Annotated in this window: 27 protein-coding genes; 18 read left to right on the forward strand and 9 right to left on the reverse strand. The window is 62.5% G+C overall.

The features are described 5' to 3' along the window. Positions 1-48: 48 nt before the first annotated feature. Positions 49-1,335, reverse strand: coding sequence for a dihydroorotase (locus AC1D08_RS29870; RefSeq protein ID WP_457150864.1), 1,287 nt, complete (start codon positions 1,333-1,335; stop codon positions 49-51). Continuing rightward, positions 1,332-2,312: an aspartate carbamoyltransferase catalytic subunit gene (locus tag AC1D08_RS29875; RefSeq protein ID WP_095091837.1), complete on the reverse strand. Its 981-nt coding sequence runs from the start codon at positions 2,310-2,312 to the stop codon at positions 1,332-1,334. The genes AC1D08_RS29870 and AC1D08_RS29875 overlap by 4 nt, the downstream gene beginning before the upstream one ends. Before the next feature lie 178 nt (positions 2,313-2,490). Between AC1D08_RS29875 and AC1D08_RS29880 the strand changes: the two genes are divergently transcribed. The 3 genes from AC1D08_RS29880 to AC1D08_RS29890 all read left to right on the forward strand — a co-directional run bounded on the left by AC1D08_RS29880 (position 2,491) and on the right by AC1D08_RS29890 (position 5,211). After that, positions 2,491-4,119, forward strand: coding sequence for a DNA alkylation response protein (locus AC1D08_RS29880; RefSeq protein ID WP_457150865.1), 1,629 nt, complete (start codon positions 2,491-2,493; stop codon positions 4,117-4,119). A 196-nt stretch (positions 4,120-4,315) separates the two neighbouring features. Then, positions 4,316-4,870 (forward strand): hypothetical protein, encoded by a 555-nt coding sequence (locus AC1D08_RS29885; RefSeq protein WP_457150866.1) that lies wholly within the window; start codon positions 4,316-4,318, stop codon positions 4,868-4,870. Next, positions 4,870-5,211, forward strand: a complete 342-nt coding sequence (locus AC1D08_RS29890) for a DUF6105 family protein (protein WP_457150867.1) — start codon at positions 4,870-4,872, stop codon at positions 5,209-5,211. Before AC1D08_RS29885 ends, AC1D08_RS29890 begins: the two co-directional genes overlap by 1 nt. Here AC1D08_RS29890 and ruvX read toward each other — a convergent pair. Then, positions 5,129-5,635, reverse strand: a complete 507-nt coding sequence (gene ruvX / locus AC1D08_RS29895) for a Holliday junction resolvase RuvX (protein ID WP_457150868.1) — start codon at positions 5,633-5,635, stop codon at positions 5,129-5,131. The two genes, AC1D08_RS29890 and ruvX, sit on opposite strands and share 83 nt — an antisense overlap. A gap of 123 nt (positions 5,636-5,758) precedes the next feature. Between ruvX and AC1D08_RS29900 the strand changes: the two genes are divergently transcribed. The 6 genes from AC1D08_RS29900 (at position 5,759) to AC1D08_RS29925 (ending at position 10,175) form a co-directional block, all read left to right on the forward strand. Continuing rightward, complete coding sequence (locus AC1D08_RS29900) at positions 5,759-6,466, forward strand: metal-dependent hydrolase (RefSeq protein ID WP_095091835.1); 708 nt, start codon at positions 5,759-5,761, stop codon at positions 6,464-6,466. Positions 6,467-6,490: 24 nt separating this feature from the next. Beyond that, a complete protein-coding gene (locus AC1D08_RS29905; protein ID WP_457150869.1) occupies positions 6,491-6,907 on the forward strand; it encodes a hypothetical protein in 417 nt (138 codons plus the stop codon). A gap of 125 nt (positions 6,908-7,032) precedes the next feature. After that, positions 7,033-7,320 (forward strand): Asp-tRNA(Asn)/Glu-tRNA(Gln) amidotransferase subunit GatC, encoded by a 288-nt coding sequence (gene gatC / locus AC1D08_RS29910; RefSeq protein WP_095091833.1) that lies wholly within the window; start codon positions 7,033-7,035, stop codon positions 7,318-7,320. Between the two features lie 7 nt (positions 7,321-7,327). Then, positions 7,328-7,783: a GNAT family N-acetyltransferase gene (locus AC1D08_RS29915; RefSeq protein WP_457150870.1), complete on the forward strand. Its 456-nt coding sequence runs from the start codon at positions 7,328-7,330 to the stop codon at positions 7,781-7,783. Further along, positions 7,783-9,348, forward strand: a complete 1,566-nt coding sequence (locus AC1D08_RS29920) for an amidase (RefSeq protein WP_477303558.1) — start codon at positions 7,783-7,785, stop codon at positions 9,346-9,348. Before AC1D08_RS29915 ends, AC1D08_RS29920 begins: the two co-directional genes overlap by 1 nt. Positions 9,349-9,377: 29 nt before the next feature. Continuing rightward, positions 9,378-10,175, forward strand: coding sequence for a YdcF family protein (locus AC1D08_RS29925; RefSeq protein ID WP_457150872.1), 798 nt, complete (start codon positions 9,378-9,380; stop codon positions 10,173-10,175). Here AC1D08_RS29925 and AC1D08_RS29930 read toward each other — a convergent pair. After that, positions 10,148-10,867, reverse strand: coding sequence for a DUF599 domain-containing protein (locus AC1D08_RS29930; protein WP_457150873.1), 720 nt, complete (start codon positions 10,865-10,867; stop codon positions 10,148-10,150). The two genes, AC1D08_RS29925 and AC1D08_RS29930, sit on opposite strands and share 28 nt — an antisense overlap. Before the next feature lie 179 nt (positions 10,868-11,046). Between AC1D08_RS29930 and AC1D08_RS29935 the strand changes: the two genes are divergently transcribed. From AC1D08_RS29935 to AC1D08_RS29950, 4 genes are all read left to right on the forward strand, one after another. Further along, positions 11,047-12,450 (forward strand): L-serine ammonia-lyase, encoded by a 1,404-nt coding sequence (locus tag AC1D08_RS29935; RefSeq protein ID WP_457150874.1) that lies wholly within the window; start codon positions 11,047-11,049, stop codon positions 12,448-12,450. A 234-nt stretch (positions 12,451-12,684) separates the two neighbouring features. Continuing rightward, entirely contained in the window at positions 12,685-13,122 is a 438-nt protein-coding gene (locus AC1D08_RS29940) for a DUF1489 family protein (protein WP_457150875.1), read from the forward strand. A 109-nt stretch (positions 13,123-13,231) separates the two neighbouring features. Continuing rightward, complete coding sequence (locus AC1D08_RS29945; protein ID WP_457150879.1) at positions 13,232-13,963, forward strand: vWA domain-containing protein; 732 nt, start codon at positions 13,232-13,234, stop codon at positions 13,961-13,963. Continuing rightward, the gene (locus tag AC1D08_RS29950) at positions 13,963-14,661 is read left to right on the forward strand and encodes a DnaJ domain-containing protein (RefSeq protein ID WP_457150876.1); all 699 of its coding nucleotides are present in this window, start codon (positions 13,963-13,965) and stop codon (positions 14,659-14,661) included. Before AC1D08_RS29945 ends, AC1D08_RS29950 begins: the two co-directional genes overlap by 1 nt. Positions 14,662-14,708: 47 nt before the next feature. On the opposite strand, the gene AC1D08_RS29955 is transcribed toward AC1D08_RS29950, so the two are convergent. Then, positions 14,709-16,169, reverse strand: a complete 1,461-nt coding sequence (locus AC1D08_RS29955; RefSeq protein WP_477424717.1) for an SPOR domain-containing protein — start codon at positions 16,167-16,169, stop codon at positions 14,709-14,711. A 285-nt stretch (positions 16,170-16,454) separates the two neighbouring features. On the opposite strand from AC1D08_RS29955, the gene AC1D08_RS29960 reads away from it, so the two are divergent. The 4 genes from AC1D08_RS29960 (at position 16,455) to AC1D08_RS29975 (ending at position 20,658) form a co-directional block, all read left to right on the forward strand. Further along, positions 16,455-16,784 carry a phasin family protein gene (locus AC1D08_RS29960; RefSeq protein ID WP_184874143.1) on the forward strand — a complete coding sequence of 110 codons (330 nt, stop codon included), beginning with the start codon at positions 16,455-16,457 and terminating at the stop codon, positions 16,782-16,784. Positions 16,785-17,061: 277 nt separating this feature from the next. Beyond that, on the forward strand, positions 17,062-17,391 hold the full coding sequence (gene clpS / locus AC1D08_RS29965) for an ATP-dependent Clp protease adapter ClpS (RefSeq protein WP_010909565.1): 330 nt from the start codon (positions 17,062-17,064) through the stop codon (positions 17,389-17,391). Between the two features lie 6 nt (positions 17,392-17,397). Continuing rightward, positions 17,398-19,866: an ATP-dependent Clp protease ATP-binding subunit ClpA gene (gene clpA, locus AC1D08_RS29970; RefSeq protein ID WP_477424719.1), complete on the forward strand. Its 2,469-nt coding sequence runs from the start codon at positions 17,398-17,400 to the stop codon at positions 19,864-19,866. Between the two features lie 165 nt (positions 19,867-20,031). After that, positions 20,032-20,658 carry a chloramphenicol phosphotransferase CPT family protein gene (locus AC1D08_RS29975; protein ID WP_457152204.1) on the forward strand — a complete coding sequence of 209 codons (627 nt, stop codon included), beginning with the start codon at positions 20,032-20,034 and terminating at the stop codon, positions 20,656-20,658. Positions 20,659-20,688: 30 nt separating this feature from the next. Here the strand turns inward: AC1D08_RS29975 and AC1D08_RS29980 are convergent, their stop codons facing one another. From AC1D08_RS29980 to AC1D08_RS29995, 4 genes are all read right to left on the reverse strand, one after another. After that, on the reverse strand, positions 20,689-21,120 hold the full coding sequence (locus AC1D08_RS29980; RefSeq protein ID WP_457152203.1) for an HIT family protein: 432 nt from the start codon (positions 21,118-21,120) through the stop codon (positions 20,689-20,691). Positions 21,121-21,219: 99 nt separating this feature from the next. Further along, complete coding sequence (locus tag AC1D08_RS29985; RefSeq protein WP_457152202.1) at positions 21,220-22,434, reverse strand: GNAT family N-acetyltransferase; 1,215 nt, start codon at positions 22,432-22,434, stop codon at positions 21,220-21,222. A 55-nt stretch (positions 22,435-22,489) separates the two neighbouring features. After that, positions 22,490-23,218 carry a glycerophosphodiester phosphodiesterase gene (locus AC1D08_RS29990; RefSeq protein ID WP_457152201.1) on the reverse strand — a complete coding sequence of 243 codons (729 nt, stop codon included), beginning with the start codon at positions 23,216-23,218 and terminating at the stop codon, positions 22,490-22,492. 14 nt (positions 23,219-23,232) lie between these two features. Further along, positions 23,233-23,697: a RidA family protein gene (locus AC1D08_RS29995; protein WP_457152200.1), complete on the reverse strand. Its 465-nt coding sequence runs from the start codon at positions 23,695-23,697 to the stop codon at positions 23,233-23,235. 139 nt (positions 23,698-23,836) lie between these two features. Between AC1D08_RS29995 and AC1D08_RS30000 the strand changes: the two genes are divergently transcribed. Beyond that, complete coding sequence (locus tag AC1D08_RS30000) at positions 23,837-24,664, forward strand: cell envelope integrity EipB family protein (RefSeq protein WP_457152199.1); 828 nt, start codon at positions 23,837-23,839, stop codon at positions 24,662-24,664. The last annotated feature ends 11 nt before the right edge of the window (positions 24,665-24,675 follow it).

Raw genomic sequence — 24,675 nt, forward strand, 5'->3', positions numbered from 1 at the left:
GCATTTCCCCCAGAATGGCCGGATCAGGCGCGGTGCGCGGTGGCCGGCTCAGATTGAGAACACTGTGCGGCCCGCCACCAGCGTTTGCAAGACCTTGCCCTGCAACCGCGCGCCTTCGAAACAGGTGTTTTTCGAACGCGAGCGAATGCCGCTCTCGGCGACGATCCAGGGTTCGTCCAGATCGACCAGCGCAAGATCGGCAATCGCCCCCGGCTTCAGCGTGCCGCCAGGCAGGCCGAACAATCTCGCCGGCGCAGTCGATAGCGTCTCGATCAGCCTGAGCAGTGGCACATCGCCATTGTGGTAGAGCCGCAATGCCGCTCCCAGCAGGGTTTCGAGCCCGATGGCGCCGGCCGCCGCATCGGCAAAGGGCAGGCGCTTGGTGTCGACATCCTGCGGATCGTGCGAGGAGACGATGATGTCGATGGTGCCGTCCCTGACCGCTTCGATCATGGCCAGCCGGTCTTCCTCGGCGCGCAACGGCGGGGTCAGGCGGAAGAAGGTGCGGTATTCGCCGACATCGTTTTCATTGAGCGACAGATTGTGGATCGCCACGCCCGATGTCACGGTCGCGCCATCGACTTTCGCCCGCGTCACGGCGTTTGCTGCCATCGCGGTCGAGATCTTCGCCGCATGGTACGAACCGCGCGTCAGCCGTGCCAGCGCAAGGTCGCGCTCGAGAGGGATGGATTCGGCTTCACGCGGAATGCCGGAAAGGCCGAGCCAGCTGGCGTATAGGCCCTCGTTCATGACGCCGGACGAACCGAGGTCCGCGTCCTGCGTTTCATGCACGATGGTGGCGCCGAAGTCGCGCGCATAGGTCAGCGCGCGGCGCATAACCAGGGCGCTCGATATGGTGTGGCGGCCGTCGGTGAAGGCGACGGCGCCGGCTTCGCGTAAGAGGCCGAACTCGGTCATCTCGCGGCCGTCGAGGCCCTTGGTGATCGCCGCCGCCGGAAAGACGTTGACGCTTGCGGTGTCCTTGGCGGTGCGCAGCACGAACTCTACCAGCGCCACATTGTCGATCACCGGATCGGTGTCGGGCATCATGACGACGGAGGTGACGCCGCCGGCCGCCGCAGCGACACTGGCCGAAGCGATGGTTTCGCGATGCTCGCCGCCCGGCTCGCCGATGAAGACGCGGCCGTCGATCAGGCCTGGAATGATCGCCTTGCCGGCGCAGTCGATAACGGTCGCACCCCCGGGCGTGCCCTGGTTCAGCGCTGCCTTGCCGGCGGCGACGATCTTGCGGCCATCGAGGATGACGGAGCCGACTTCGTCGACACCGCGCGATGGGTCGACAATGCGAGCGCGCTCAAAGACCGTTATGCTCATGCGCCACGGCCCTCTTGATTGCGGCCCTCTTGATTGCGACGCGGGTCGAGCAGCGCTTCCATCACCGCCATGCGCACGGCAACGCCCATCTCGACCTGTTCCTGGATGACGCTTTGCGGGCCGTCGGCGATTTCTGAGGCGATCTCGACGCCGCGGTTCATCGGGCCGGGATGCATCACCAGCGCGTCGTCCTTGGCGGCCTTCAGCTTTTCGGCATCGAGGCCGAAATAGCGGAAATATTCGCGCACCGAAGGCACGAAGGCACCTTCCATGCGCTCGCGCTGCAGGCGCAGCATCATCACCACGTCGGCGCCCTTGAGGCCTTCGGCCATCGAGCGGGTGACGATGACGCCCATTTTCTCAATGCCACTGGGCAACAGGGTCGACGGTGCAACGACCCGCACCTGCGCGCCGAGCGCGTTGAGCAGCATGATGTTGGAGCGAGCCACGCGCGAGTGCAGGATGTCGCCGCAGATCGCCACGATCAGCTTCGACAGCGGACCCTTGGCGCGGCGGATGGTCAGCGCATCGAGCAGAGCCTGTGTCGGGTGTTCATGCGCGCCGTCGCCGGCATTGACCACCGAGCAGCCGACCTTCTGCGCCAGAAGGGCGGCAGCGCCCGCTGACTGGTGGCGGATGATCAAGATATCGGGCCGCATGGCATTCAGCGTCATCGCCGTGTCGATGAGCGTTTCGCCCTTCTTCACCGATGAACTCGCCACCGACATGTTCATGACATCGGCGCCGAGCCGCTTTCCGGCGAGCTCGAACGACGATTGCGTGCGCGTCGAAGCTTCATAGAAGAGGTTGATCTGGGTGCGGCCGCGCAGCGTCGAAGTTTTCTTCTCGGACTGCCGTGAAATCGCGACAGCGCGGTCCGCCCGGTCGAGCAGAAGCTCGATGTCGGCGGGGGAAAGATCGCGGATGCCCAGAAGATGGCGGTGAGGGTAGAGTGGCAGGGACGAAGCGTCGGTCATCTCAAGGCGTTGCTATAGGGTGGAGATTTTGCGGCTGCAAGCGGCAGCTTTGGATTGGAGCTGTTCTCCCCGGTATTTTCATCGTGCGCCTTGTATGGCTTGGGCTATATCTAGCCGATGGCCTCGGATTCGTGGTTTTCTGACGATAGGGACCTTTCTCCCGATAAAAGGATTGGGCGTGACCGACGACGTGACGAACCAGCCGCCGCCGCTGACGGGCGGCAACGCCTGGCGGGGCGATCCGTTGCTGATCCAGCTTGCGGAGCGCTTTTCCGATCCGGTGCGCAAGGACCTCGACGGGCTCGGCCGTTTCGTGCTGACGCAGGAGGCGCAGGAGTTAGCCCGTCTCGCCAATGCCGAGACGCCGAAGCTCAGGACGCATGACCGCCAGGGGCGGCGCATCGATGTGGTCGAGTTCCATCCCGCCTATCATGCCCTGATGCGCCGCTCGGTGGCCAATGGGCTGCATTCCTCGGTTTGGGAAAACGGCGACGCCGAGATTGGCCGCCGCCACCAGGTCCGCGCTGCCCGTTTCTATCTGACAGCGGAGCTCGAGACCGGGCATCTGTGCCCGATCACCATGACCAATGCTTCCCTGGCGGCGTTGATGGCCAGCCCAAAACTGTTTCGCGAATGGGCGCCGCGGGTGACGACGCGCAAATACGACCAGGGCCAGAAGCCACCGGTCGAAAAGACCGGGCTGACGCTCGGCATGGGCATGACCGAGAAGCAGGGCGGCACGGATGTGCGCGCCAATGTGACAAGGGCGGAACGCGTCGGTAGCGGGTTCTATCGCCTGACGGGGCACAAATGGTTCATGTCGGCGCCGATGTCGGATGCGTTCCTGGTGCTCGCACAGGCGCCGGAGGGGCTGTCTTGCTTCCTCGTGCCGCGCGTTCTCGGCGACGGCTCGGGCAACGGTTTCCGTTTCCAGCGGCTGAAGGACAAGCTCGGCAACCGCTCGAACGCCTCTTCCGAGGTGGAATTCGTCAACGCCATCGGCGAGATGGTCGGCGAACCGGGTGCGGGCGTGAAGACGATCATGGACATGGTGACCTTGACCCGGCTCGACTGTGCGGTCGCATCTTCGGCGATCATGCGTGCAGGTCTTGCCGAAGCCGTTCATCATGCCCGCCATCGACAGGTGTTCGGCGCCAATCTGATCGAGCAGCCGCTGATGCAGCGGGTGCTGGCCGACATGGCGCTCGATGTCGCCGCCGCCACCGCGCTGTCGTTCCGGCTGGCGCGGTCCTTCGACGAGGCGGCGAGCGATCGCGGCGAAGCCGCATTCGCCCGCGCCATGACGCCGGTCGTCAAATACTGGGTGTGCAAGATCGCGCCGCCTTTGCTCTACGAGGCGATGGAGTGCCTCGGCGGCAACGGCTATGTCGAGGAGGCGCCGCTCGCCCGCTACTATCGCGAGGCCCCGGTCAATGCGATCTGGGAAGGGTCCGGCAATGTCATGGCGCTCGACGTGCTGCGCGTGCTCGGGCGCGCGCCCGGCCTGTTCGAGGATGTGCTGGCCGGTATCGACCGTGACCTCGGCGCCGGCGGGCGTGGCACGATCGGCGTGCTGAAGGCGGCGATGCAGGTTGCCGCGACCGACGACGGCTCGGCCCGGCTGCTTACCGAACAGCTGGCGCTATCGGCGGCGGCGGCGGAATTGCGTCGGCTGGGGGCAGGGCGAATCGCCGACGCGTTCGTCGAGACGCGGCTCGCCGGCCAGTGGCGCAACACTTATGGCATGCTCGATTCGCGTCATGACGCGCGCATGATCATCGACACGCTCTATCCGCCTGTGAATTGAGTTTTCAAGATCGCAAAAAAGTGGCGCCATCGATCATTTTGAGGCGTCGGCGAGCCCCCACACGCGCGTCACTAATCGCCGTTAACCTTAACAAATGGTTTCCGTTGCGGTGACGAGCGGCAAAGCCCACTGTCGCGGCGAGAGCAAGGAATGGTTCAAATTGGCCAAATCCCTGCTTTGCGAAGCAGGAATGGCGATGCGACATGTACTGACCTCTTTTCTGGCCTTGCACTGGGCGATCGTTTTCGCCCTGCTTGCGTTCATATGCATCGACGGAAACCGTGGTGTTGCTGCAGCGCTGGGTGTGTTGGGTGCCACCATCGAGGGCACTCGCTTCATCGACCTCGACAACGCCATAGTCGTGGCCCCGCTCGCCACCGCCTTGCTGGTCGTCGCTGTGCTGTTCTTCTGGGCCTTTGTCGAAACCCTGATCAATGACGCGACCAGCCAGGGTGTCGACAGCGTCGCCCGCATCGCTTTCATCTCCGCGTCCGGCGTGTTGTCGCTGATCGTCGTCGGCGGCGCCGCGCAAGGCATCAGCGGGCTGTTCATGGTTGTGGCGGTGCAGCTGGCGGCACTTCTGGCATCCTATGTCGCCATGCTTGCCGAGCGACGGTCCGTTGCGGCGGTTGCTCAGGGCGATGGCGAGATCCGCGTCGCCGCGCACGCCATGGCCGAGGCCGCGGCCCACAATTCGCTGCTTTCGCTCATATCGGGCCGGACGGGCCCGAATCCCAGGGGAGGCCGCTGATGCGTTACATCTTCGCATTGTGGGCAGCCCCGATGGCGCTGTTCTGGGGCTGGTTCTACCTGTCGCTCAACGACATGAACTTCGGTTATGTCATGCTGAGCCGGCGGCTGCACGACTTCGTCTTCCAGCTCTATGGCCAGATGCTCGGTATCGATCCGGCGACCATCCCCGGCATGGTGGCAAAGGCCTGTGTCTTCGACGGGTTTCTGCTGATGGCGCTGTGGGCGTTTCGCCGCCGCCGCGAGATCGCCGGCTGGATCAAGCGGCGCTGGGCGGGTCCGGTTCCGTTCGAGCGGATGCGTGGAGCGACTGAAGCCGGTCCAAAACTCCCTGCAGAATAAACGCGGCTGCCGCCGAATCGATCTTGCCGGCGCGTTTGCGGCGCGAGAAATCCATTTCGATCAGCGTCCTTTCGGCCGCTACCGTCGATAGCCTTTCGTCCCAGAGCACGAAAGGCAGGTCGCTCACCTGCGCCATGTTGCGGACGAAGGCGCGCGATTTCTGTGCGCGTGGCCCTTCCGAACCGTCCATGTTGATCGGCAGTCCGATCACCACCGCGCCGGCATTCTCCTTCTGCAGCAGGGCTAGCAGCACGACAGCGTCGAGCGAGAATTTCCTTCGCATGATGACTGGGCGCGGATGGGCAAAGGAGAACCTCTGGTCCGAGACGGCGACGCCGATCGTCTTGTCGCCGAGGTCAAGCCCTGCCAGCGTCTTGCCGCCGGCAAGCCGCGCCGGCAATTCCTCGATCGTGATAATGCCCAATGGCCGTCCTTCGCCCTTCACCGCCATGTGTTCTCTCAGACACACAACGGACACAGTAACCCTTTGATCTCAGGGCTATCGGCGTTCTATCCTTTGGCAAGGCAAAAATCGAGGAAAGCATTCATGAAATTGACCTGGTACGGCCACTCGGCGTTTCGCATCGAAACCGCTGACGCCAAGATCCTCATCGACCCCTATCTGATCGGCAATCCGTCCTGGACGGGCGGCTGGGAAGGGCCGGCCGAGGGCATCACGCATGTGCTGCTGACGCACGGTCACAGCGACCACATCAGCGGCGCGCTGGAAGTGCTGGGCAAAAGCGGCGCCCAGTTGGTCGCCAATTTCGAAATCTGCATGTACCTGGTGGGCAAGGGCGCCAGCGACAAGAAGATCAACCCGGGCAACATCGGCGGCACCGTCGATTGCGGCGGTTTCACCACCACCTTTGTCCAGGCGCTGCACTCCTCATCGTTCCCGGGCGATGGCGGCCAGAACACCTATCTCGGCAATCCGGGCGGCCTCGTCCTGCATTTCCCGGAAGACCGGACGCTCTATCACATGGGCGACACCGACATCTTTTCCGACATGGCGCTGATCAACGAGTTGCATGAACCGAAGATCGGCATCGTGCCGATCGGCGACCGCTTCACCATGGGCGGTGCGGTGGCCGCGCTCGCCTGCCGCCGCTTCTTCAAATTCGAAACCGTGGTTCCCTGTCACTTCGGCACGTTTCCGATGATCGATCCGACCGCCGATAAGTTCGAGGCGGGCCTGGAAGGATCCGGCGTGAAGGTGGCATTGCCGAAGATCGGTGAGACGATTACGATTTAGACGCAGCCAAAGCGGAATGAAACCATGGCCTTGAGGCAGTCTCTTTGCGTGTCCATGTTGGTCGCGGCGTCACCCGCGCTCGCCGCCGACGATTTCATCGAAGGCGTCTACCTCCAATCCGAGGAGCTTTGCACACAGGCCAGGAAGGCTACGCTGCAGACGCTGATCGACGCTGGCAACATCGTGCTTTCGGCGCATGGCCTGCAAGGTGTCGAATACAATTGCGAGTTCGTACAGATCAGCAAGGCGACAGCCTCGCCAAGCTGGGCGGTGACGGCCATCTGCCAGGAACCGGGTTATGTGTTTCCCGACGTCCTTTCAGTGACCCAGATGAGCTCGACGCAGATCGATCTCGTCTCGGTCCGGCCGGCCGATGACGAAAGCGAGGCGAACGGCAACAGCGGCAGCTACTATCTGTGCGAGGGCGTTGCCCTGCCATAGACAGCATCTAAACGGTAGACCGATGACAGAAGAGCTGGGCCGACGCCTGGTGCTCTCGCACGATGCATGTTGCGCCGCGCGCGCGGCGCCGCTATAGCCCGAACTGGTTTTCCCCGAGGCAAAACATGTCCGTTGACGTCAAGACAGTGAAGCGCGTCGCGCGTCTCGCCCGCATTGCGGTGAGCGAAGAAGATGCCGAACGCATGACTGGCGAGCTGAACGCCATCCTCGGCTTCGTCGAGCAGTTGAACGAGGTCGACGTTTCCGGGGTCGAGCCAATGACCTCGGTGACGCCTATGGACATGAAGAAGCGCCAAGACGTCGTCACCGACGGCAACAAGGCCGCCGATATCGTAGCCAACGCACCGGCGACCGAAGAGAATTTCTTCCTCGTGCCGAAGGTCGTGGAGTAGCGCGCCGATGGCTATCGAGATCGCCGTTGAAACGCCGCTGCAGGAGGACGTGCGCGGTCTGGTCAACGAGCTCAACCAAACGCTGCTCGAACTGACGCCGCCGGAGCACTGCTACCACCTGACGGTTGAGCAGATGGCCGGTGAGGATACGACCGTTTTCATCGCCCGCGACAACGGCCTGGCCATCGGTTGCGGCGCGCTGAAGCGTCATGACGGCGCCATCGGCGAGGTCAAGCGCATGTACACGCGGCCCTCGCATCGCGGACGCAAGATCGGCGCAGGGATCGTCGAGCGGGTCGAGGCGCTGGCGCGCAAGGAGGGGCTGAAACGCCTGGTGCTGGAGACGGGCGATCGTCATCCAGCCGCGTGGACCGTCTACGAACGCGCCGGGTTTTCGCGCTGCGGCCCGGTGCTGGATTATCCCGATTCCGAGTGGTCGGTGTTTTACGAAAAGAGCCTTTGATGAGCGACCTGACCCAGCTTACGATTTCACAGGCCCGTGCCAAGCTGCGCGGCAAGGAAATCACCGCGACCGAAATCACCGAGGCCTATCTCGCCGCCATCGATCGCGCCAATCCGGTGCTCAATGCCTATGTGGCGGTGACCGGCGACAAGGCGCGCGACATGGCCAAGGCGTCCGACGCCAAACTGGCGAAGGGCGAGGGCGGTGCGCTGGAAGGCATCCCGCTCGGCATCAAGGACCTGTTCGGCACCGAAGGCGTCCATACCCAGGCCTGCAGCCATGTGCTTGACGGGTTCAAGCCGCGCTACGAATCGACCGTTACCACCAATTTATGGACCGACGGCGCGGTCATGCTGGGCAAGCTCAACATGGACGAGTTCGCCATGGGCTCGTCCAACGAGACGTCCTACTACGGCCCGGTCATCAACCCGTGGCGGCGTTCGCGCCTCGACACGGTGGTGATGCCGACCACGCATCAGGGCGACGGCGGCTTCGTATCGGCTGGCGGCACCAGGACCGCGCGCAGCCTGGACAATGCGCAACTGGTGCCGGGTGGTTCCTCCGGCGGTTCGGCAACCGCGGTCTCGGCCTTCCTGTGCGCCGGCGCGACGGCGACGGATACGGGCGGCTCGATCCGCCAGCCGGCGGCCTTCACCGGTACTGTCGGCATCAAGCCGACCTATGGACGCTGCTCGCGCTGGGGCATTGTCGCCTTCGCCTCGTCGCTCGACCAGGCCGGACCGATCGCCCGCGATGTGCGCGATGCCGCGATCCTGTTGAGGTCGATGGCCTCCGTCGACCCGAAGGACACAACCTCGGTCGACCGGCCGGTGCCGGACTATGAAGCGGCGATCGGCAAGCCGATCAAGGGCATGAAGGTCGGCATCCCCAAGGAGTACCGCGTCGACGGCATGCCCGAAGAGATTGAGGCGCTGTGGCAGAAGGGCATTGCCTGGCTGAAGGACGCCGGCGCCGAGATCGTCGATATTTCCTTGCCGCACACCAAATACGCGCTGCCGGCCTATTACATCGTGGCGCCCGCCGAGGCGTCGTCCAACCTCGCGCGCTACGACGGCGTCCGCTACGGGTTGCGCGTGCCGGGCAAGGACATCGTCGATATGTATGAGAAGACCCGCGCCGCCGGTTTCGGCCGCGAGGTCAAGCGCCGCATCATGATCGGTACCTATGTGCTGTCGGCGGGCTATTACGACGCCTACTATCTGCAGGCGCAGAAGGTGCGCAATCTGATCAAGCGCGACTTCGAGAAGGTCTTCGCCACCGGCGTCGATGTCATCCTGACCCCGGCGACACCATCCGCCGCCTTCGGCATCGCCGATGAGGACATGGCGGCCGATCCGGTCAAGATGTATCTGAACGACATCTTCACCGTCACCGTGAACATGGCTGGCCTGCCGGGCATCGCCGTGCCGGCGGGGCTCGACGCCAAGGGCCTGCCGCTCGGCCTGCAGCTGATTGGCCGGCCGTTCGATGAGGAAACCCTGTTCCAGACCGCCGCTGTCATCGAGCAGGCGGCCGGCACATTCCAGCCGGAGAAGTGGTGGTAAGGATGTCGCTCGTCCAACGGGGTTGAGCGATGTTCTTCTATCTTTCCAAAGTCTTCTGGTTTTTCGTCCAGCCGCTCAACCTGACGATCTTCCTTCTGCTGGCGGGATTGGTTGCCGCAATGATCGGCCGCCGGCGGCTTGCCGTCACCGGCAGCGTGCTGGCGTTTCTGATCCTTGGGCTGTCGGCCTGGACGTCGCTTGGTGCGATGATGCTCAACCCGCTGGAGGAGCGTTTCGCGCGCCCGCCACTGCCGGAAAAGGTCGACGGCATCGTCGTGCTCGGCGGCGGCTTCGAAGGTGCCATCAACCTGGTGCGCGGCGGCTATGAATTGAACAGCGGCGGCGACCGGATGGTCGAGACCGCGATTCTCGCCCGGCGCTTTCCAACCGCGAGGGTGGTCGTCTCCGGCGGCACTGGCGAACTGTTCCTCGAAGGCGAGGGCGACGCAGCCACGGCACCCCGATTGCTCACTGCGCTTGGTGTGACGGCCGATCGCCTGATCCTCGAGAACAAGTCCCGCAACACCTATGAGAATGCCGTCTTCACCAAGGAGCTGGTAACACCGAAGCCCGGCGAGACCTGGCTGCTGGTGACCTCGGCCTTCCATATGCCGCGCGCCAAGGCGCTGTTCGACAAGGCCGGTTTTGCAACCATTCCCTGGCCGGTCGACTACCGCACCACGGGGCGGGAAGGCATCGGCCTGTTCCGCGACAATCCGGCCGATTCGCTGCAGGTCACCACAATGGCCATCCGGGAATGGATCGGGCTCTTCGCCTACTGGATATCGGGCCGAATCGATCAGCCTTTTCCCGCGCCCGGCGGCTGACCGATCACCGCATGTCTGGCCGCCGAGAAGAACTGGCGCCGCACCAGCACGGCCAGGAGCAACAGCGTCGACAAAACGAACACCGTGGGATCGACGAACCAGCCGAGATAGCCGATCGAGAAGAACACGCCGCGCAGGCCGGAATTGAAATGCTTTCCGGCCAGCATGTTCATTTGCGTCGCACGCCAGACCGCTGTTTCGGTGACCGGGTTGCGTGACGCTTCGCCATGCTGGATCGGCACGGCGCCGATCAGGATCGTGCAATAGTTGAACAGCCGGTACGCCCAGCCGAATTTGAAGAACGAAAACGCCAGGATCAGGACCAGTCCGAACACCTTTATCTGAAAGGCCGCGCGCGACGGGGCGTCGCCCAGGGGCAGGTCGCTCAGCACCTCAAGTACCCGATCGGATGCGCCGAGCAAGGCAAAGCAACCGCCGATCGCGATCAATGAGCTGGAGGCGAAGAAGGCGGTTCCCTGTTGCAACCCGCTCATGATGGCGGTGTCGACGATGCGGATCTCGCGTTCGGCCATGGTGCGCATCCAGGCTTGCCGCTGCGTGTTCATCGCCGTTGTCAGCGACACGCGGCTGACCAGCTTGCCGTCGGAGGCAAGCGTGTGCAGCAGCCACGCGACGAGGAAGAAAGCCAGCGCCGCGAGATCGGCTGTCGAAAGATCGAGGGAATCGCCCATAGTCCGAATTTATCACATTCAGTGCGATCGCTTCGATGCCCGGCAAAGGGCGATCGAACCAATGTCGCTGCCGGAGCAAACAAGGTCGGCAGGCGATGCGCCGCGATTGCCAAAAGAGCGGAAACATCCTCTGAATTCCTATATGTGGTCCTTGACGTGACTCCAGGAGACAGCGCCGCGTGTTCCTTTCGGTTTTCGACCTGTTCAAGATCGGCATAGGACCCTCGAGTTCGCACACGATGGGTCCTATGACCGCCGCAGCGCGGTTTCTCGACGAGGTCGCGGGAACTGACTGGCCGCGTCCGGCGGGCGTCAAGGTCGACCGTCTCGCCGCCAGCCTGCATGGCTCGCTCGCCTACACAGGCATCGGCCACGGCAGTGATCGCGCGGTCGTGCTCGGCCTTGCCGGCCTGACGCCGCAGACTGTCGATCCCGATCAGGCTGATGGCATTGCCAGCCGCATCACCGTGGAGAAGCGCATTTCGCCGCCTGGCCATCCGTCCTATCGTTTCGACCCGGCCACCGATCTGGTGCTGGACCGCAAGACGCCGCTCACCGGCCACGCTAACGGGATGGCGTTCTATGCTTATGATGCGGGCGACCGCCTGCTGCTCAAACGCATCTACTATTCGATCGGCGGCGGCTTCGTGGTTTCGGAAGAAGAGCTGCAGCGGATGAAGGCCAAGGGGTCGGTGACGACCGAAGGCAAGAAGGTGCCGTATCCCTTCAAGAATGCGGTCGAGATGCTGGCGATGGCCGGCAAAAGCGGCCTTTCCATCGCCGACATGAAGCGGATCAACGAAGAGACGCAGATGTCGCGCGAAAAGCTCGACGCCGGCCTCGATGGCATCTGGAGCGCCATGAAGGGCTGCATCGACCGTGGCCTGTCGCAGGACGGCATCATGCCGGGCGGACTGAAGGTGCGCCGGCGCGCGCGCATGCTGCATGACAAACTGCAGGAGCAGTGGCAGCAGAACAGACCCAATCCTTTACTCGCCAATGATTGGCTGTCGATCTACGCCATGGCGGTCAACGAGGAGAATGCCGCCGGCGGCCGCGTCGTCACCGCGCCGACCAATGGTGCGGCCGGCACACTGCCGGCGGTGCTGCGCTACTGGCTGCATTTCCATCCCGAGGCCGATCAGCCGAGCATCCGCGACTTCCTGCTGACGGCCGCCGCCGTTGGCGGCATCATCAAGACCAATGCCTCGATCTCCGGCGCAGAGGTTGGCTGCCAGGGCGAGGTCGGGTCGGCATCCGCGATGGCCGCGGCTGGCTTGTGCGCCGTTATGGGCGGCACGCCAGAACAGGTAGAAAATGCCGCCGAGATCGCGCTCGAACATCATCTCGGCATGACCTGCGATCCGGTCGGCGGGTTGGTCCAGGTGCCCTGCATCGAGCGCAATGCGCTGGGCGCGGTCAAGGCGGTGACGGCTGCGTCACTGGCGATCAAGGGCGACGGCATCCATTTCGTGCCGCTCGACGCGGCGATCGAGACGATGCGCCAGACCGGCCTCGACATGAACGAGAAGTACAAGGAAACCAGCCTTGGCGGGCTCGCCGTCAATGTCGTGGAGTGCTGAGAGGCCGTTTGGAAACCCACTCCGGCGGCCATCTGGCGGCGTTTTCTGCGCTTCCAGTGCTCACGGATCCAAATGTCCGTTGCGCTCCGGTTCTCGAAAACACCACCATATGACTAGCCAGAGCGAATTTCGAAACGGCCTCTGGGCACCACAGGCTTGGTGTCTGGGTGCTGGCACTGTGGAGAAGTCGATCAGGCCGTTGACGCATCCGCGCGCCGGACTAAACCTTAAGCGATGTCTCTCAATCTCATAAAACTCTGTGTCGGCTGCGACAGCGTCGAGGATCTCGAAGAGTGGATCGCCTTTCGCCTCGACGAGCGGCGGCGCGCCGGTGAGCCGGTCGAGCAGTATCACACGACGCGAATGGTGCCGACGCGCGGCGCCGAGATCACCGACGGCGGTTCGCTCTACTGGGTGGTCAAGGGCAATGTGCAGTGCCGGCAGTTGATCACCGAGATCCGGCCGTTCATCGACAGCGAAGGCATCGGCCGCTGTCATCTCATTCTCGATCCGCAAGTCGTGCGCACCGATTGGCAGCCGCGCCGGGCCTTCCAGGGCTGGCGCTACCTGAAACCGTCGGACGCGCCGGCCGATCTCGGCAAGGGCAAGGCCGGACTGATCGAGATGCCGCCGAAGCTCAGGCGTGAGCTTGCGGACCTCGGCCTGCTATAAGCCGTCGCACCTCAAGGGGCTGTCTGCTTCAATTGCGGCTGGTTTGCTGGCCTCAAACTTGCGTCGCACTGGACTTGCAAGCGGCGCGACAACGCCACATCTTGTTTTCATGAGCGACAAAAAGCAGCCCGTGCCCACAAGGGCCAATCCTGCGCCGGTCAAACCTCAATCCAACGCCGGCGAGATCGAAGCGTTTCTTCGGCAGGCAAGGACGCTGGCTGCGTCGGCGATGGGATCGGGCAGGCTAATCCTTTCGCTCGACGCGACGATGAGCCGCCAGCCGACCTGGGATCTGGCTTGTGAGCTGCAGGGCCAGATGTTCGATGCCGTCGGCAAGGCCGGAACCCTCAGCGTCCAACTGGTCTATTTTCGCGGCCTGGGCGAGTGCCGTTCGTCCGCTTTCGTGGCCGACACCAATGCCTTGAAGCAACTGATGACGCGAATCGAATGCCGCAGCGGCAACACCCAGATCGGCAAGGTGCTGGCGCATGCGCTGAAACAGACGGCCACGGCCAAGGTCAATGCGCTGGTCTATATCGGCGATGCGATGGAAGAGAACATCGACGATCTGGCTGAAAAGGCCGGCAGCCTCGGCCTGCATGGCGTTCCCGTCTTCGTGTTCCAGGAAGGTCATGATTCCGGCGCAGAAAAGGCGTTTAAGGAAATCGCGCGGTTGTCCAAAGGGGCTTGGTTCCGATTTGATCGGAGGGCTGCCGCGACCCTGGCAGGACTGCTCTCGGCGGTCGCGGTGTTTGCAACCGGTGGGTTGAAGGCGCTCGAAGCCAGGGGCAAGCCGGAAGACCGGCTTATGATTGAGCATCTACGGGGCGGCGGGAACTGATGGGCGCAATCATCGCATTGGTGGCACTGCTTTTGGTGCTTCTCGGCGTGGCCACGATCTTCCTTCGCGCCGACCCGGCAAAATTGGCCAGCGGCATGAAGACACTTGGGCCGGTCCTTCTAGGGTTGGTCGGCATCGCTATGGTTGCGGTCGGGCGCGAAGGCATTGGCGGCATAATTCTGTCGGCGGCAATCGCCTGGTATGGTTCCATGCGGATGAAGCAGCCGACGGCAAAGCTCGCGCCGGGCAAGCGGTCGACAGTGCGCACCGCGGCACTCGAAATGGAGCTTGATCACGATACCGGCGGCCTCGAAGGACTGGTCCTGGCTGGCCGCCACGAGGGTAAGATGCTTGGCGCGATGGGGCTGGCAGAGCTGCAGCATCTCTACCGCGAACTCTCCGGCGATCCGGAGAGCCGGCAACTGCTAGAGACGTATCTTGACGGCAGATTTCCCGTCTGGCGCAAAAACGCTGAGACGAACGGTGGCGAAGGGCTGGGTGTTGCGCCAGGTTCGGGCGCCATGACTAAGGAGGAGGCCTACAAGGTCCTTGGTCTTGAAGCGGGGGCCGCCGCGGCGGATGTCCGCAAGGCGCACCGCCGCCTGATGCAGCGCCTGCACCCCGATATCGGCGGCACGTCTTTCCTGGCGGCGCGGATCAATGAAGCCAAGGACGTCTTGCTCTCCAATCACAATTAGTTCTCCTTCGACGCAGAATTTTTCCGGGAGATTGTTTCCACTCCGTCCTACTGTTGGACGGCGTAGCACTCGATGTTCTTCTTCTTCAAAGCGGTGCAGGCCTTCCAGGCGGCGGTCTTGGAACTAAAGCCGCCGAAGCGGGCGCGATAATAGGTGACGCCGTCCTTGTCGAAGGCGACGGTGAAGCCGGAAGCGTCGGCCAGCGCCTTGGGTGCTTGCTTGGTGGTCTTGTCGAGGAAGGCCTGGGCTTCGGACTGCTTGGGCGACGAGGCAACCTGGATGGCCCAGCCCGATGGCACCGACGCGGTGTTGACCGGGTCGACAGTTGGCGTCGGCGCCGGCGCCGGTGTTGGTTCGGCATAGGCCGCCACGACCTGAGCCGTGGCCACCTGCGGCGCCGATACGATGACGGTCTTGACCTTTTTCGCCTTGACGACAGGGGCGGCGTCTTCGGCAGCCTCTTCGCTCGGCTCGCTCTGCGCGGTGCTGTCCTCCGCTACAGTGGCGTCCTCGGCAACGGTCGCATCGTCCTGGGTCGCGTCATCTTGCGCCACCACCGGCTTGTCGTCCGGCGTTGGCGCGTCGTGCTTGGGCAGCAGGACCTTGGCAAGGGCCGTGATCGGGTTGCTGCCGCTGGCTTTGGCGACCAGATCGCCGCCACCACGGGTCGATGCGCGCGGCATATAGGTGTTGATCAAGGCAGCCATCTGGTTGTCGCGGCTGCCGCCCGACGTGCCACCCATGACGACGCCGACTATGCGGCGATTGCCGTCGGAAACCGACGAGACGAGGTTGAAGCCGGAGGCGCGGGTGTAGCCGGTCTTGATGCCGTCGACGCCCTTGATGCGCCCAAGCAGGCGGTTGTGACCATTGATGCGCTGGCGCCCATAGAGAAAGGAACGCTGCGAGAAGTAGCCGTAGTACTGGGGGAAATGCTCCCGCAGCGCGATGCCGAGCGTCGCCATGTCGCGCGCGGTGGTGAATTGGCCGGGATTGGGCAGGCCGTTGGCGTTGCGAAACACGGTGCCGTTCATGCCCAGCGCACGCGCCTTGGCGGTCATCATGCGGGCGAAATTGGTTTCATTGCCGCCGAGCATTTCGCCGAGCGCGGTCGCCGAGTCGTTCGCCGATTTGGTGACCATCGACAGGATTGCGGTTTCGACCGTGACCGAGCCGCCCGGCTTCACGCCAAGCTTCGTCGGCGGCTCGGCGGCGGCGTTGGCCGAAAAAACGACTTGCGAGTTCCGGCTGATCTTGCCTTTCGCCAGCGCCTCGAAGGTCAGATAGAGCGTCATCATCTTGGTGAGCGAGGCTGGATAGCGCCTACCATCGGCGTCCGCCGAATAAAGCACCTTGCCGGTCTTGGCGTCGATGACGATTGCCGCGGACCTCGCCGCCAGCGACGAGGCAACGTCGCCGCAGACGACTGTCATCGCCAGGGCGAAGATCATCATCGTTTTGAGAGGGGAGGTGGATTTGGAAACGATGCCCAACAACGCCTGACGCACTTGTATTTCCCTTGGATTCTTCGTTGCGCTGGAGGCGGCAAAGGGTCCTGCCTCACTTCCAGCCAAAGCTACCGGGGCAGCGTTACCAATCCGTTTATGGTAACCGCCGCGTTCACCATTTTCTTCGGGCTTGAAGCTCTCTTTATTCGATTTTTAGCCATTGATTGCGCAGGCGGTGTCTGGACGCCGGCGAAATGTTGACTTTTGTGCGACGCACAATATATTAGCGTGCATTGCACAAGAGCGCCCCGAAGAAGGACGCTTCAACCCAAGGGAATGCGTGAAATGACCCAGACCTATGAGGACTTCAGCAAATACGGCAAAGAGTTTGCCGATACCGGATTGAAGAGCTTCGCTTCGCTCTCCAAGGGCGCGCAGGCGATCGCCACCGAAGCTGGCGAATACACCAAGAAGAGCTTCGAAGCAGGCAGCGCCGCCGTCGAGAAGATGTTCTCGGCCAAGTCGCTGGAAAAGGCGATCGAGATCCAATCCGATTATGCCAAGCAATCGTATGAGGCGTTCGTAGCCGAGGCCACCAAGATTGGCGACCTCTATGCCGAACTCGCCAAGGAAGCCTACAAGCCGTTCGAATCGATCGTTGCCAAGGCAAAGTAATTTCGCCTGACGTGAGCAAGATCCGGCCCTTTGGGTGCGGGACAAAACCCGGTCGCGGAAGCGTGGCCGGGTTTTTTCATGTCAATTTCCGCTCCAAGGCCTCGCGCCCCTTCACGATTGCGAAAATCGGCCAAGTTTGGTCACCTAGCCATATTGTCAGCTAAACAGAAGGGCTTAAAATCGTCCATCGAACACCTACATGTCGAACTCGCATGGGGATTCGAAGAGGCAGGAATACGTGACGATCGATTTGACTGCCACGAGACGCGTGGCGCGGATGCAAAACGGCGGCGGCGACGGCAATGAGGCCGGCCGCGGGACGGCCGTTATCACGCGCACCAAAACCAAGACCAAGAAGCCCAGCCTTTACCGGGTCCTCATCCTCAACGACGACTACACGCCCATGGAGTTCGTGGTTCACGTGCTGGAGCGTTTTTTCCAGAAGGACCGCGAAGCCGCCACACGCATCATGCTTCATGTTCACAATCATGGAGTGGGCGAGTGCGGGGTCTATACATTCGAGGTGGCCGAGACCAAAGTGTCTCAGGTCATGGATTTCGCCCGACAGAATCAGCATCCGCTGCAATGCGTGATGGAGAAGAAGTGAGGTAACATGCCGGCTTTCTCCCAAGGCCTGGAAAAGGCGCTTCACCAGGCGCTGACGCTCGCCAATGAGCGGCACCATGAATATGCAACTCTTGAACATTTGCTGCTCGCGCTCATCGACGACACCGAGGCGGCCGCCGTCATGCGCGCCTGCAATGTCGATCTCGACGAGCTGAAGCACACGGTTCTCACCTATATCGACACCGAGCTCGACAATCTGGTCACCGGCTACGACGAGGATTCCAAGCCGACCGCCGGTTTCCAGCGGGTCATCCAGCGCGCGGTGATCCATGTGCAGTCGTCCGGCCGCGAGGAAGTGTCGGGCGCCAACGTGCTCGTCGCCATCTTCGCCGAGCGCGAGAGCCATGCCGCTTATTTCCTGCAGGAACAGCAGATGACCCGCTACGACGCGGTCAACTATATTTCGCACGGCATTGCCAAGCGTCCGGGCGCGTCGGAAACGCGTTCGCCGCGCGGCTCCGATGACGAGCAGGGCGGCCAGAACGGCGCCGAGCCGCAAGAGGAAGGCGGCAAGAAGAAGCAGCAGCAGGACGCGCTGACCGCTTATTGCGTCAACCTCAACAACAAGGCCAAGGCCGGCAAGATCGATCCGCTGATCGGCCGCGAGTCCGAGATCAACCGCACCATCCAGGTGCTGTGCCGCCGCTCCAAGAACAATCCGCTCTATGTCGGTGATCCCGGCGTCGGCAAGACGGCGATCGCCGAAGGCCTCGCCAAGCGCATTGTCGAGGGCGACGTTCCCGAAGTGCTGCACAATGCCACGATCTTCGCGCTCGACATGGGCACGCTGCTCGCGGGCACGCGCTATCGCGGCGATTTCGAGGAGCGGCTGAAGCAGGTCGTCAAGGAACTCGAGGACTATCCAGGCGCGGTGCTGTTCATCGACGAGATCCACACGGTCATCGGGGCAGGGGCCACATCAGGCGGCGCCATGGACGCGTCGAACCTGTTGAAGCCGGCCTTGTCGTCGGGTGCGATCCGCTGCATCGGCTCGACCACCTACAAGGAATTCCGACAGTTCTTCGAGAAGGACCGTGCCCTGGTGCGGCGCTTCCAGAAGATCGACGTCAACGAGCCGACCATCGAGGACGCCATCGAGATCATGAAGGGCCTCAAGCCCTATTATGAGGAGTTCCACAAGGTGAAGTTCACCAACGAGGCGATCAAGGCCTCGGTGGAGCTGTCGGCGCGCTACATCAACGACCGCAAGCTGCCGGACAAGGCGATCGACGTGATCGACGAGACCGGTGCCTCGCAGATGCTGGTGCCCGAAGCCAAGCGCAAAAAGACGATCGGCATCAAGGAGATCGAAGCGACGATCGCCACCATGGCCCGCATCCCGCCGAAGACGGTTTCGGCCGACGACGAGAAGGTGCTGCAGGGTCTCGATATCGAGCTGAAGCGCGTCGTCTATGGCCAGGATACCGCGATCACTGCGCTGACCTCGGCGATCAAGCTGGCGCGTGCCGGCCTGCGCGAACCGGAGAAGCCGATCGGCTCCTACCTGTTCTCGGGCCCGACCGGCGTCGGCAAGACCGAAGTGGCCAAGCAGTTGGCTGCATCGCTCGGTGTCGAGCTGATCCGCTTCGACATGTCGGAATATATGGAACGCCACACCGTATCGCGGCTGATCGGCGCGCCTCCCGGCTATGTCGGATTCGACCAGGGCGGTCTGCTGACAGACGGCGTCGACCAGCATCCGCACTGCGTGCTGTTGCTGGACGAAGTCGAGAAGGCGCATCCGGACCTGTTCAACATCCTGTTGCAGGTGATGGACCACGGCAAGCTGACGGACCATAACGGCAAGCAGATCGACTTCCGCAATGTGATCCTGATCATGACCACCAATGCGGGCGCGTCGGATGCGCAGCGCGCGGCGATCGGCTTCGGTTCGACCAAGCGCGAAGGCGACGACGTCGAGGCGATCAACCGGCTGTTCACGCCGGAATTCCGCAACCGTCTCGATGCGATCATCCCGTTCGGCTCGCTGCCGGTGCCGGTCATCCATCAGGTGGTGCAGAAGTTCGTCATGCAGCTCGAGGCCCAGCTTTCCGAGCGTGGCGTCACCTTCGACCTGTCGCCCGATGCCATCGCCTGGCTCGCCGACAAGGGTTATGACGAGCGCATGGGCGCTCGGCCGCTCGGCCGTGTCATCCAGGAGCACATCAAGAAGCCGTTGGCCGACGAGGTGCTGTTCGGCAAGCTCAAGAAGGGCGGCACGGTGCGCGTCACAGTCGAGAAGAAGGAAACCGGCGAGACCGGCTTGAAGCTCGAGTCGCTCGCCGACGAGGCGCCTGTGAAGCCGAAGAAGGAAGAGCCGGAAGAAACGCCGAAGCCCACAAAGGCCGTGGCGAAAAAGCCTGCGGCCAAGAAGCTGGTGGCGCCGAAGCCCGAAGCCAAGGGCAAGGACGGCGGCAAACGCAGCCTCGTGCCGCAATTGCCCAGAAAGAACTGACCTTAAAGCGCGTCGCATCGAAACGGATTCGGGCGACGCGCTTTAAGTTTCTTTTTTGTGCATGTCGCTGCCCCAAAACCGGGGCCACTTTTGGGCGACATGCATTAGCGAAAGTCGAAAAAGCCCCGGAGACGGGGCTTTTTTCATTGGAGCAATGAGGGACGCATGGCCGGGCAGATCGTCATCCTGAACGGTGCGCCGCGATCGGGAAAATCAAGCATCGTCCAGGCCGTCCAGGAGAATCTTGATGGTGTCTGGATCAATCTCGGCGTCGACGTTTACGAACAGGCCACGCCACCACGCTATCGGCCTGGAATAGGCTTGCGGCCGGGCGGCGAGCGTCCGGACCTTGAAGGCCTGGTGCCCGATTTCTACGCCGCGCTTTACGAATCGATCGCCGCCCATAGCCGGCTGGGGCTGAACGTCGTGGCGGATGTCGGCCACCATGATGCCTATTCAAAACCCCTCGATTGCCTCGCCGATTGCGCGCGCCGTCTCGCTGGCCTGCCGGTGCTGTTCGTCGGCGTCCGCTGCCCGATTGCAATCATCATGCAACGACGCGCCGCCAGTGAGGCGGCACGGGGATATGTGACCGGCTCGCCCGGCGATCCCGTGCCGATACCCGTGCGTCTGTGGCAGGAGGAGGTGCACCGGCCAGGCGTGTACGACCTGGACGTCGACACCTCCTTGCTGAGCCCCACGCAATGTGCCGATGCGATCCGCCGGCGGCTGGAGCAAGGGATCGTTGGGCCGAGCGCGATCGAGCAACTGGCTCAAACCACCGCCAGGTAAAATTGCTTCGTCGCAAAGTGAGGTGCGGCGTCAGCTTCGCAGCGCCGCTCGTATCTTTTCGGCGCTCTCAGCCAGCACTTCCGGCTTCTCCATCCCGCCCGTGTGCGGCTTCAGGGGAATGCCGTCGAAGCGTGGGATGACATGCACATGCAGATGATAGACGGTCTGCCCCGAGGCTGGCTCATTGAACTGCATGACGGTGACGCCGTCGGCGCCAAACCCTTGTTTGACGGCCCGCGCCACTTTCTGGACGACCGTGAAAAGCGGTCCGAACGTTGACGGATCGGCGTCGAGCAGGTTGCGCGACGGCGCCTTCGGCACCACCAGCGTATGGCCCGGCCCCTGCGGCATCACATCCATGAAGGCGACGATCGCTTCGTCCTCGTAGACGCGGTGCGAGGGAATTTCACCGCGCAGGATCTTTGCGAAGATGTTGTCGGTGTCATAGGCGGCCTCAGCCATGGCGAACGCTCCGGATTGTGCCTTTTTGTGTAGCGAAGCCGTCGAAAGTCGGCAAGACGATCGGGTAAAGTCGCCCCGCCGATCGGGGCAGGCCGGTCGCTACTCCTCGAGATCCCTGCGGAATGGGGTGTGCTCTTCCAGATATTCGCTCATCCGCTCCACCTCATGCCGTTCGCGCCTGAGATAGTCGGCAACGGCGTTGCGCAGGCCGGGGTGCGCGATGTAGTGCGCTGAATGCATGGTCACCGGGCGGTAGCCGCGCGCCAGCTTGTGCTCTCCTTGAGCGCCGGCCTCGACAACCCTGAGCTTGCGCTCGATGGCGAAGTCGATCGCCTGATGGTAGCAGACCTCGAAATGCAGGAAGGGATGGTCCTCGATGCAGCCCCAGTTACGGCCGTAGAGTGCGTCGGAGCCGATGAAATTGATGGCGCCGGCAATGTAGCGCCCGTTGCGTTTGGCCATCACCAGCAGGATGTCGTCGGCCATGCGTTCGCCGATCAGCGAGAAAAACTGGCGGCTGAGATAGGGCCGGCCCCATTTGCGGCTACCGGTGTCCATGTAGAAGGCGAAGAAGTCGTCCCAGGCCTTTTCGGTGAGATCCTTGCCGGTCAGCCAGTCGATCGAGATGCCGTTGGCCAGCGCCTCGCGCCTCTCCTTCTTCATCGCCTTGCGCTTGCGCGAGGCAAGGGTGGCGAGGAAGTCGTCATAGGTTGAAAAGCCTTCGTTGAAGAAATGGAACTGCTGGTCGGTACGATGCAGGAACCCTGCCGCTTCCAGCACCTCCACGTCGCTTTCCTGGGCGAAGGTGACATGAGCGGAAGAGACGCCCAGTTTTTGCGTGACCGCCTTCAGGCCCGCCGCCAGTCCGGCCTTGACGGCGCCGACATCCTCGCCCTTGGTGACCAGCAGGCGAGGGCCGGTGACCGGTGTGAACGGCACCGCGCATTGCAGTTTTGGATAGTAGCGGCCGCCGGCGCGTTCGAAGGCATCCGACCAGCCATGATCGAACACATATTCGCCCTGGCTGTGCGATTTGAGATAGCACGGGACCGCCCCGAGCAGCTTACCCTGCGCGGTCTCCAATCGCAAATGATGACCTTGCCAGCCGGTGCGCCGCACGGCGCAGCCTGAGTCTTCAAGCGCGCTCAGAAAAGCGAATGAAACAAGCGGGTTGTAGCCGTTTTCTGCGTCGCCACTCGTGGTTCCGCTGAGGCTGTTCCACTCATCCGGGGTGAAAGCGCCGATGCCAGCGGCGATGCGGATCAAATAGTCCGCATTCGCCGTCTGGTCATCGCCATCGTCGCCTTGATCCATGGGGCTTACTTAAGCTCCGTCCGGCCGGGTACAAGTCACGTTTCAGACACCGACTTCAGGCGACTTTGACCAGGTCGGGTTCGAATCCCTCGAACGTCATCTGGTCGGCATATCTATAGGTCAGGTCGACCGCCGGCTGGTCATGCACCGTCCAGGTGATGACCGGCATTTTCAGTTTTTCACGGACGAAGCTGACGAACCGGTTGGGCAGGTCGCCGGCGGCATAGGAGGTGAAGGCGATCTCATGCGCCAGCATGGCGAAATGCGCCTCGATCAGCTTGACGTCCTTGCCGTAGGCGGTCAGTCCGGCCGGAATGCCCGGCGCGTGTTTCGGAAAATCGCGGATCAGCCAGTGGTCGAACGACATGATAGCCGACTTGCCCTTGTAGCGCTTGAGCATCTTGCCGACGATCGCCACGAGACCCTCGTCGCGGCCCGGGATGCCTTTCAGCTCAACGACCATCGGCACCCGGCCATCGACCAGGTCGAGCGCTTCCTGCAGCGTCGGTACATGATCCGACGTGCCGCCGACCTTGAGCGCCGTGAGCTCCGCCGCGGTACGCTGCCAGACGAAACCGTCCTGACCGGTCAGCCTCAGCAGATCGTCGTCATGAATGATGACGGGAACGCCGTCCAGCGACAGGTGCACGTCGCATTCGATGGCGTAGCCGCGCTCGGCCGCCGCGGCGAAGGCAGAAAGCGTGTTTTCCCATCGCGTCTTGTTCATGTCGTGGAAACCGCGATGGGCGACAGGCCGGGCGGTCAGCCAGGATAGGTCGGTCATGGTCGTCTCCTGGCTCACTCGACTTCGAAGACCGCTTCGATTTCCACTGCGGCATTAAGTGGCAGCGAGGCAGTGCCGACAGCGGAGCGGGCATGCTTGCCGCGCTCGCCAAGTGCCGCAACAAGGAAATCGGAGGCACCGTTGGCAACCAGATGCTGTTCGACAAAATCCGGCGTCGAGGCGACGAAAACGGTGATCTTCACCAGGCGACGGATTTTCTCGAGGTCGCCGAGTGCGGCCTTGGCCTGCGCCAGGATATTGATCGCGCAGTATTTTGCCGCGTCCTTGCCGGCCGCGGTGTCGACGTCGCGACCGAGCAGGCCGCTCGCCTGCAGCTTGCCGTCCTTGAGAGGCAACTGCCCGGCGGTGAACAAGAGGTTGCCGGTCCTGCAATAGGGCACATAGTTGGCGGCGGGCGCGGCGGCGACAGGAAGCGTCACGCCCAGATCGCTTAGCCGCTTTTCGATTGTTTCACTCATGGTATTTCCCTATTGCTTGGGTGACGCCGCGCTGGCCGGGCCGAAATTGCTATTTTTGCCTCGCTTCCGCCACGACTTTTTTTAAGCTGGACCATCTTTCCATGCGGCCTGCCATCAGCCGCGACGATCGGAGTACCTCATGCGCGCAACGCGCCTTGCATTCAATGCCGTCCTGTTGTCGGCGGTGTTCTCGATAGGCCCTGCTTTCGCCGTGCCGGCGCTGCAAGCCCACCGCGCTGTTTACGATCTCACCCTCAACAAGGCATCCGATCAATCCGGCATCACTGGCATATCCGGCCGCATGGTCTATGAGTTCAACGGCTCGGCCTGTGAAGGCTATACGGTGAAATTCCGTTTCGTCACCCAGATCGTCACCAACGAGAACACGAAGCTGACCGACCAGCAGACGACCACTTTCGAGGACGCCGAAGGCAAGACCTTTTCATTCGTGACGAAGTCCTTCGTCGACCAGAACCTCGACAAGGAGGTCAAGGGCATCGCCACGAAAGAGACCAAGGGGTTGAAGGTCGATATCGACAAGCCCGAAAAGAACAGCCTCGAACTGGCCATGACCCAATTTCCGACTCAGCATCTGGTCGAACTGATTGGCAAAGCCGAAAAGGGCGAGAATTTTTACGAAACCAACCTTTTCGACGGTTCCGAAGACGCCAACAAGGTTATGACGACCACGGTCGTCGTCGGCAAGAAAACCGATGCCGACAAGGCCGACCCGGAGGCCCCAGCATTGGCGAAGCTCGCCACCGACAAATACTGGCCTGTCGACATCGCCTATTTCGACGACACCGACAAGACAGGCGAAGAGGTGCCGGAATACCGGATCAGCTTCAAGCTGCACGAGAATGGCATCACCCGCGACCTCGTCATGGACTATGGCGACTTCTCGATGACCGGCAAGCTGGTCAATCTTTCGCTGTTCGACCAGGCGAAGACCTGCCCGACCAAATAGTGCTTCAGCTG

The sequence above is a fragment of the Mesorhizobium sp. P2_E6 genome (assembly GCF_056403835.1).

Coding starts and splice junctions, on each gene's coding strand:
- AC1D08_RS29870 (WP_457150864.1), bottom strand. CDS start 1,335: ATGAGCATAACGGTCTTTGAGCGCGCTCGCATTGTCGACCCATCGCGC.
- AC1D08_RS29875 (WP_095091837.1), bottom strand. CDS start 2,312: ATGACCGACGCTTCGTCCCTGCCACTCTACCCTCACCGCCATCTTCTG.
- AC1D08_RS29885 (WP_457150866.1), top strand. CDS start 4,316: ATGCGACATGTACTGACCTCTTTTCTGGCCTTGCACTGGGCGATCGTT.
- AC1D08_RS29890 (WP_457150867.1), top strand. CDS start 4,870: ATGCGTTACATCTTCGCATTGTGGGCAGCCCCGATGGCGCTGTTCTGG.
- AC1D08_RS29900 (WP_095091835.1), top strand. CDS start 5,759: ATGAAATTGACCTGGTACGGCCACTCGGCGTTTCGCATCGAAACCGCT.
- AC1D08_RS29905 (WP_457150869.1), top strand. CDS start 6,491: ATGGCCTTGAGGCAGTCTCTTTGCGTGTCCATGTTGGTCGCGGCGTCA.
- gatC (WP_095091833.1), top strand. CDS start 7,033: ATGTCCGTTGACGTCAAGACAGTGAAGCGCGTCGCGCGTCTCGCCCGC.
- AC1D08_RS29915 (WP_457150870.1), top strand. CDS start 7,328: ATGGCTATCGAGATCGCCGTTGAAACGCCGCTGCAGGAGGACGTGCGC.
- AC1D08_RS29920 (WP_477303558.1), top strand. CDS start 7,783: ATGAGCGACCTGACCCAGCTTACGATTTCACAGGCCCGTGCCAAGCTG.
- AC1D08_RS29925 (WP_457150872.1), top strand. CDS start 9,378: ATGTTCTTCTATCTTTCCAAAGTCTTCTGGTTTTTCGTCCAGCCGCTC.
- AC1D08_RS29930 (WP_457150873.1), bottom strand. CDS start 10,867: ATGGGCGATTCCCTCGATCTTTCGACAGCCGATCTCGCGGCGCTGGCT.
- AC1D08_RS29940 (WP_457150875.1), top strand. CDS start 12,685: ATGTCTCTCAATCTCATAAAACTCTGTGTCGGCTGCGACAGCGTCGAG.
- AC1D08_RS29945 (WP_457150879.1), top strand. CDS start 13,232: ATGAGCGACAAAAAGCAGCCCGTGCCCACAAGGGCCAATCCTGCGCCG.
- AC1D08_RS29950 (WP_457150876.1), top strand. CDS start 13,963: ATGGGCGCAATCATCGCATTGGTGGCACTGCTTTTGGTGCTTCTCGGC.
- AC1D08_RS29960 (WP_184874143.1), top strand. CDS start 16,455: ATGACCCAGACCTATGAGGACTTCAGCAAATACGGCAAAGAGTTTGCC.
- clpS (WP_010909565.1), top strand. CDS start 17,062: ATGCAAAACGGCGGCGGCGACGGCAATGAGGCCGGCCGCGGGACGGCC.
- clpA (WP_477424719.1), top strand. CDS start 17,398: ATGCCGGCTTTCTCCCAAGGCCTGGAAAAGGCGCTTCACCAGGCGCTG.
- AC1D08_RS29975 (WP_457152204.1), top strand. CDS start 20,032: ATGGCCGGGCAGATCGTCATCCTGAACGGTGCGCCGCGATCGGGAAAA.
- AC1D08_RS29980 (WP_457152203.1), bottom strand. CDS start 21,120: ATGGCTGAGGCCGCCTATGACACCGACAACATCTTCGCAAAGATCCTG.
- AC1D08_RS29985 (WP_457152202.1), bottom strand. CDS start 22,434: ATGGATCAAGGCGACGATGGCGATGACCAGACGGCGAATGCGGACTAT.
- AC1D08_RS29990 (WP_457152201.1), bottom strand. CDS start 23,218: ATGACCGACCTATCCTGGCTGACCGCCCGGCCTGTCGCCCATCGCGGT.
- AC1D08_RS29995 (WP_457152200.1), bottom strand. CDS start 23,697: ATGAGTGAAACAATCGAAAAGCGGCTAAGCGATCTGGGCGTGACGCTT.
- AC1D08_RS30000 (WP_457152199.1), top strand. CDS start 23,837: ATGCGCGCAACGCGCCTTGCATTCAATGCCGTCCTGTTGTCGGCGGTG.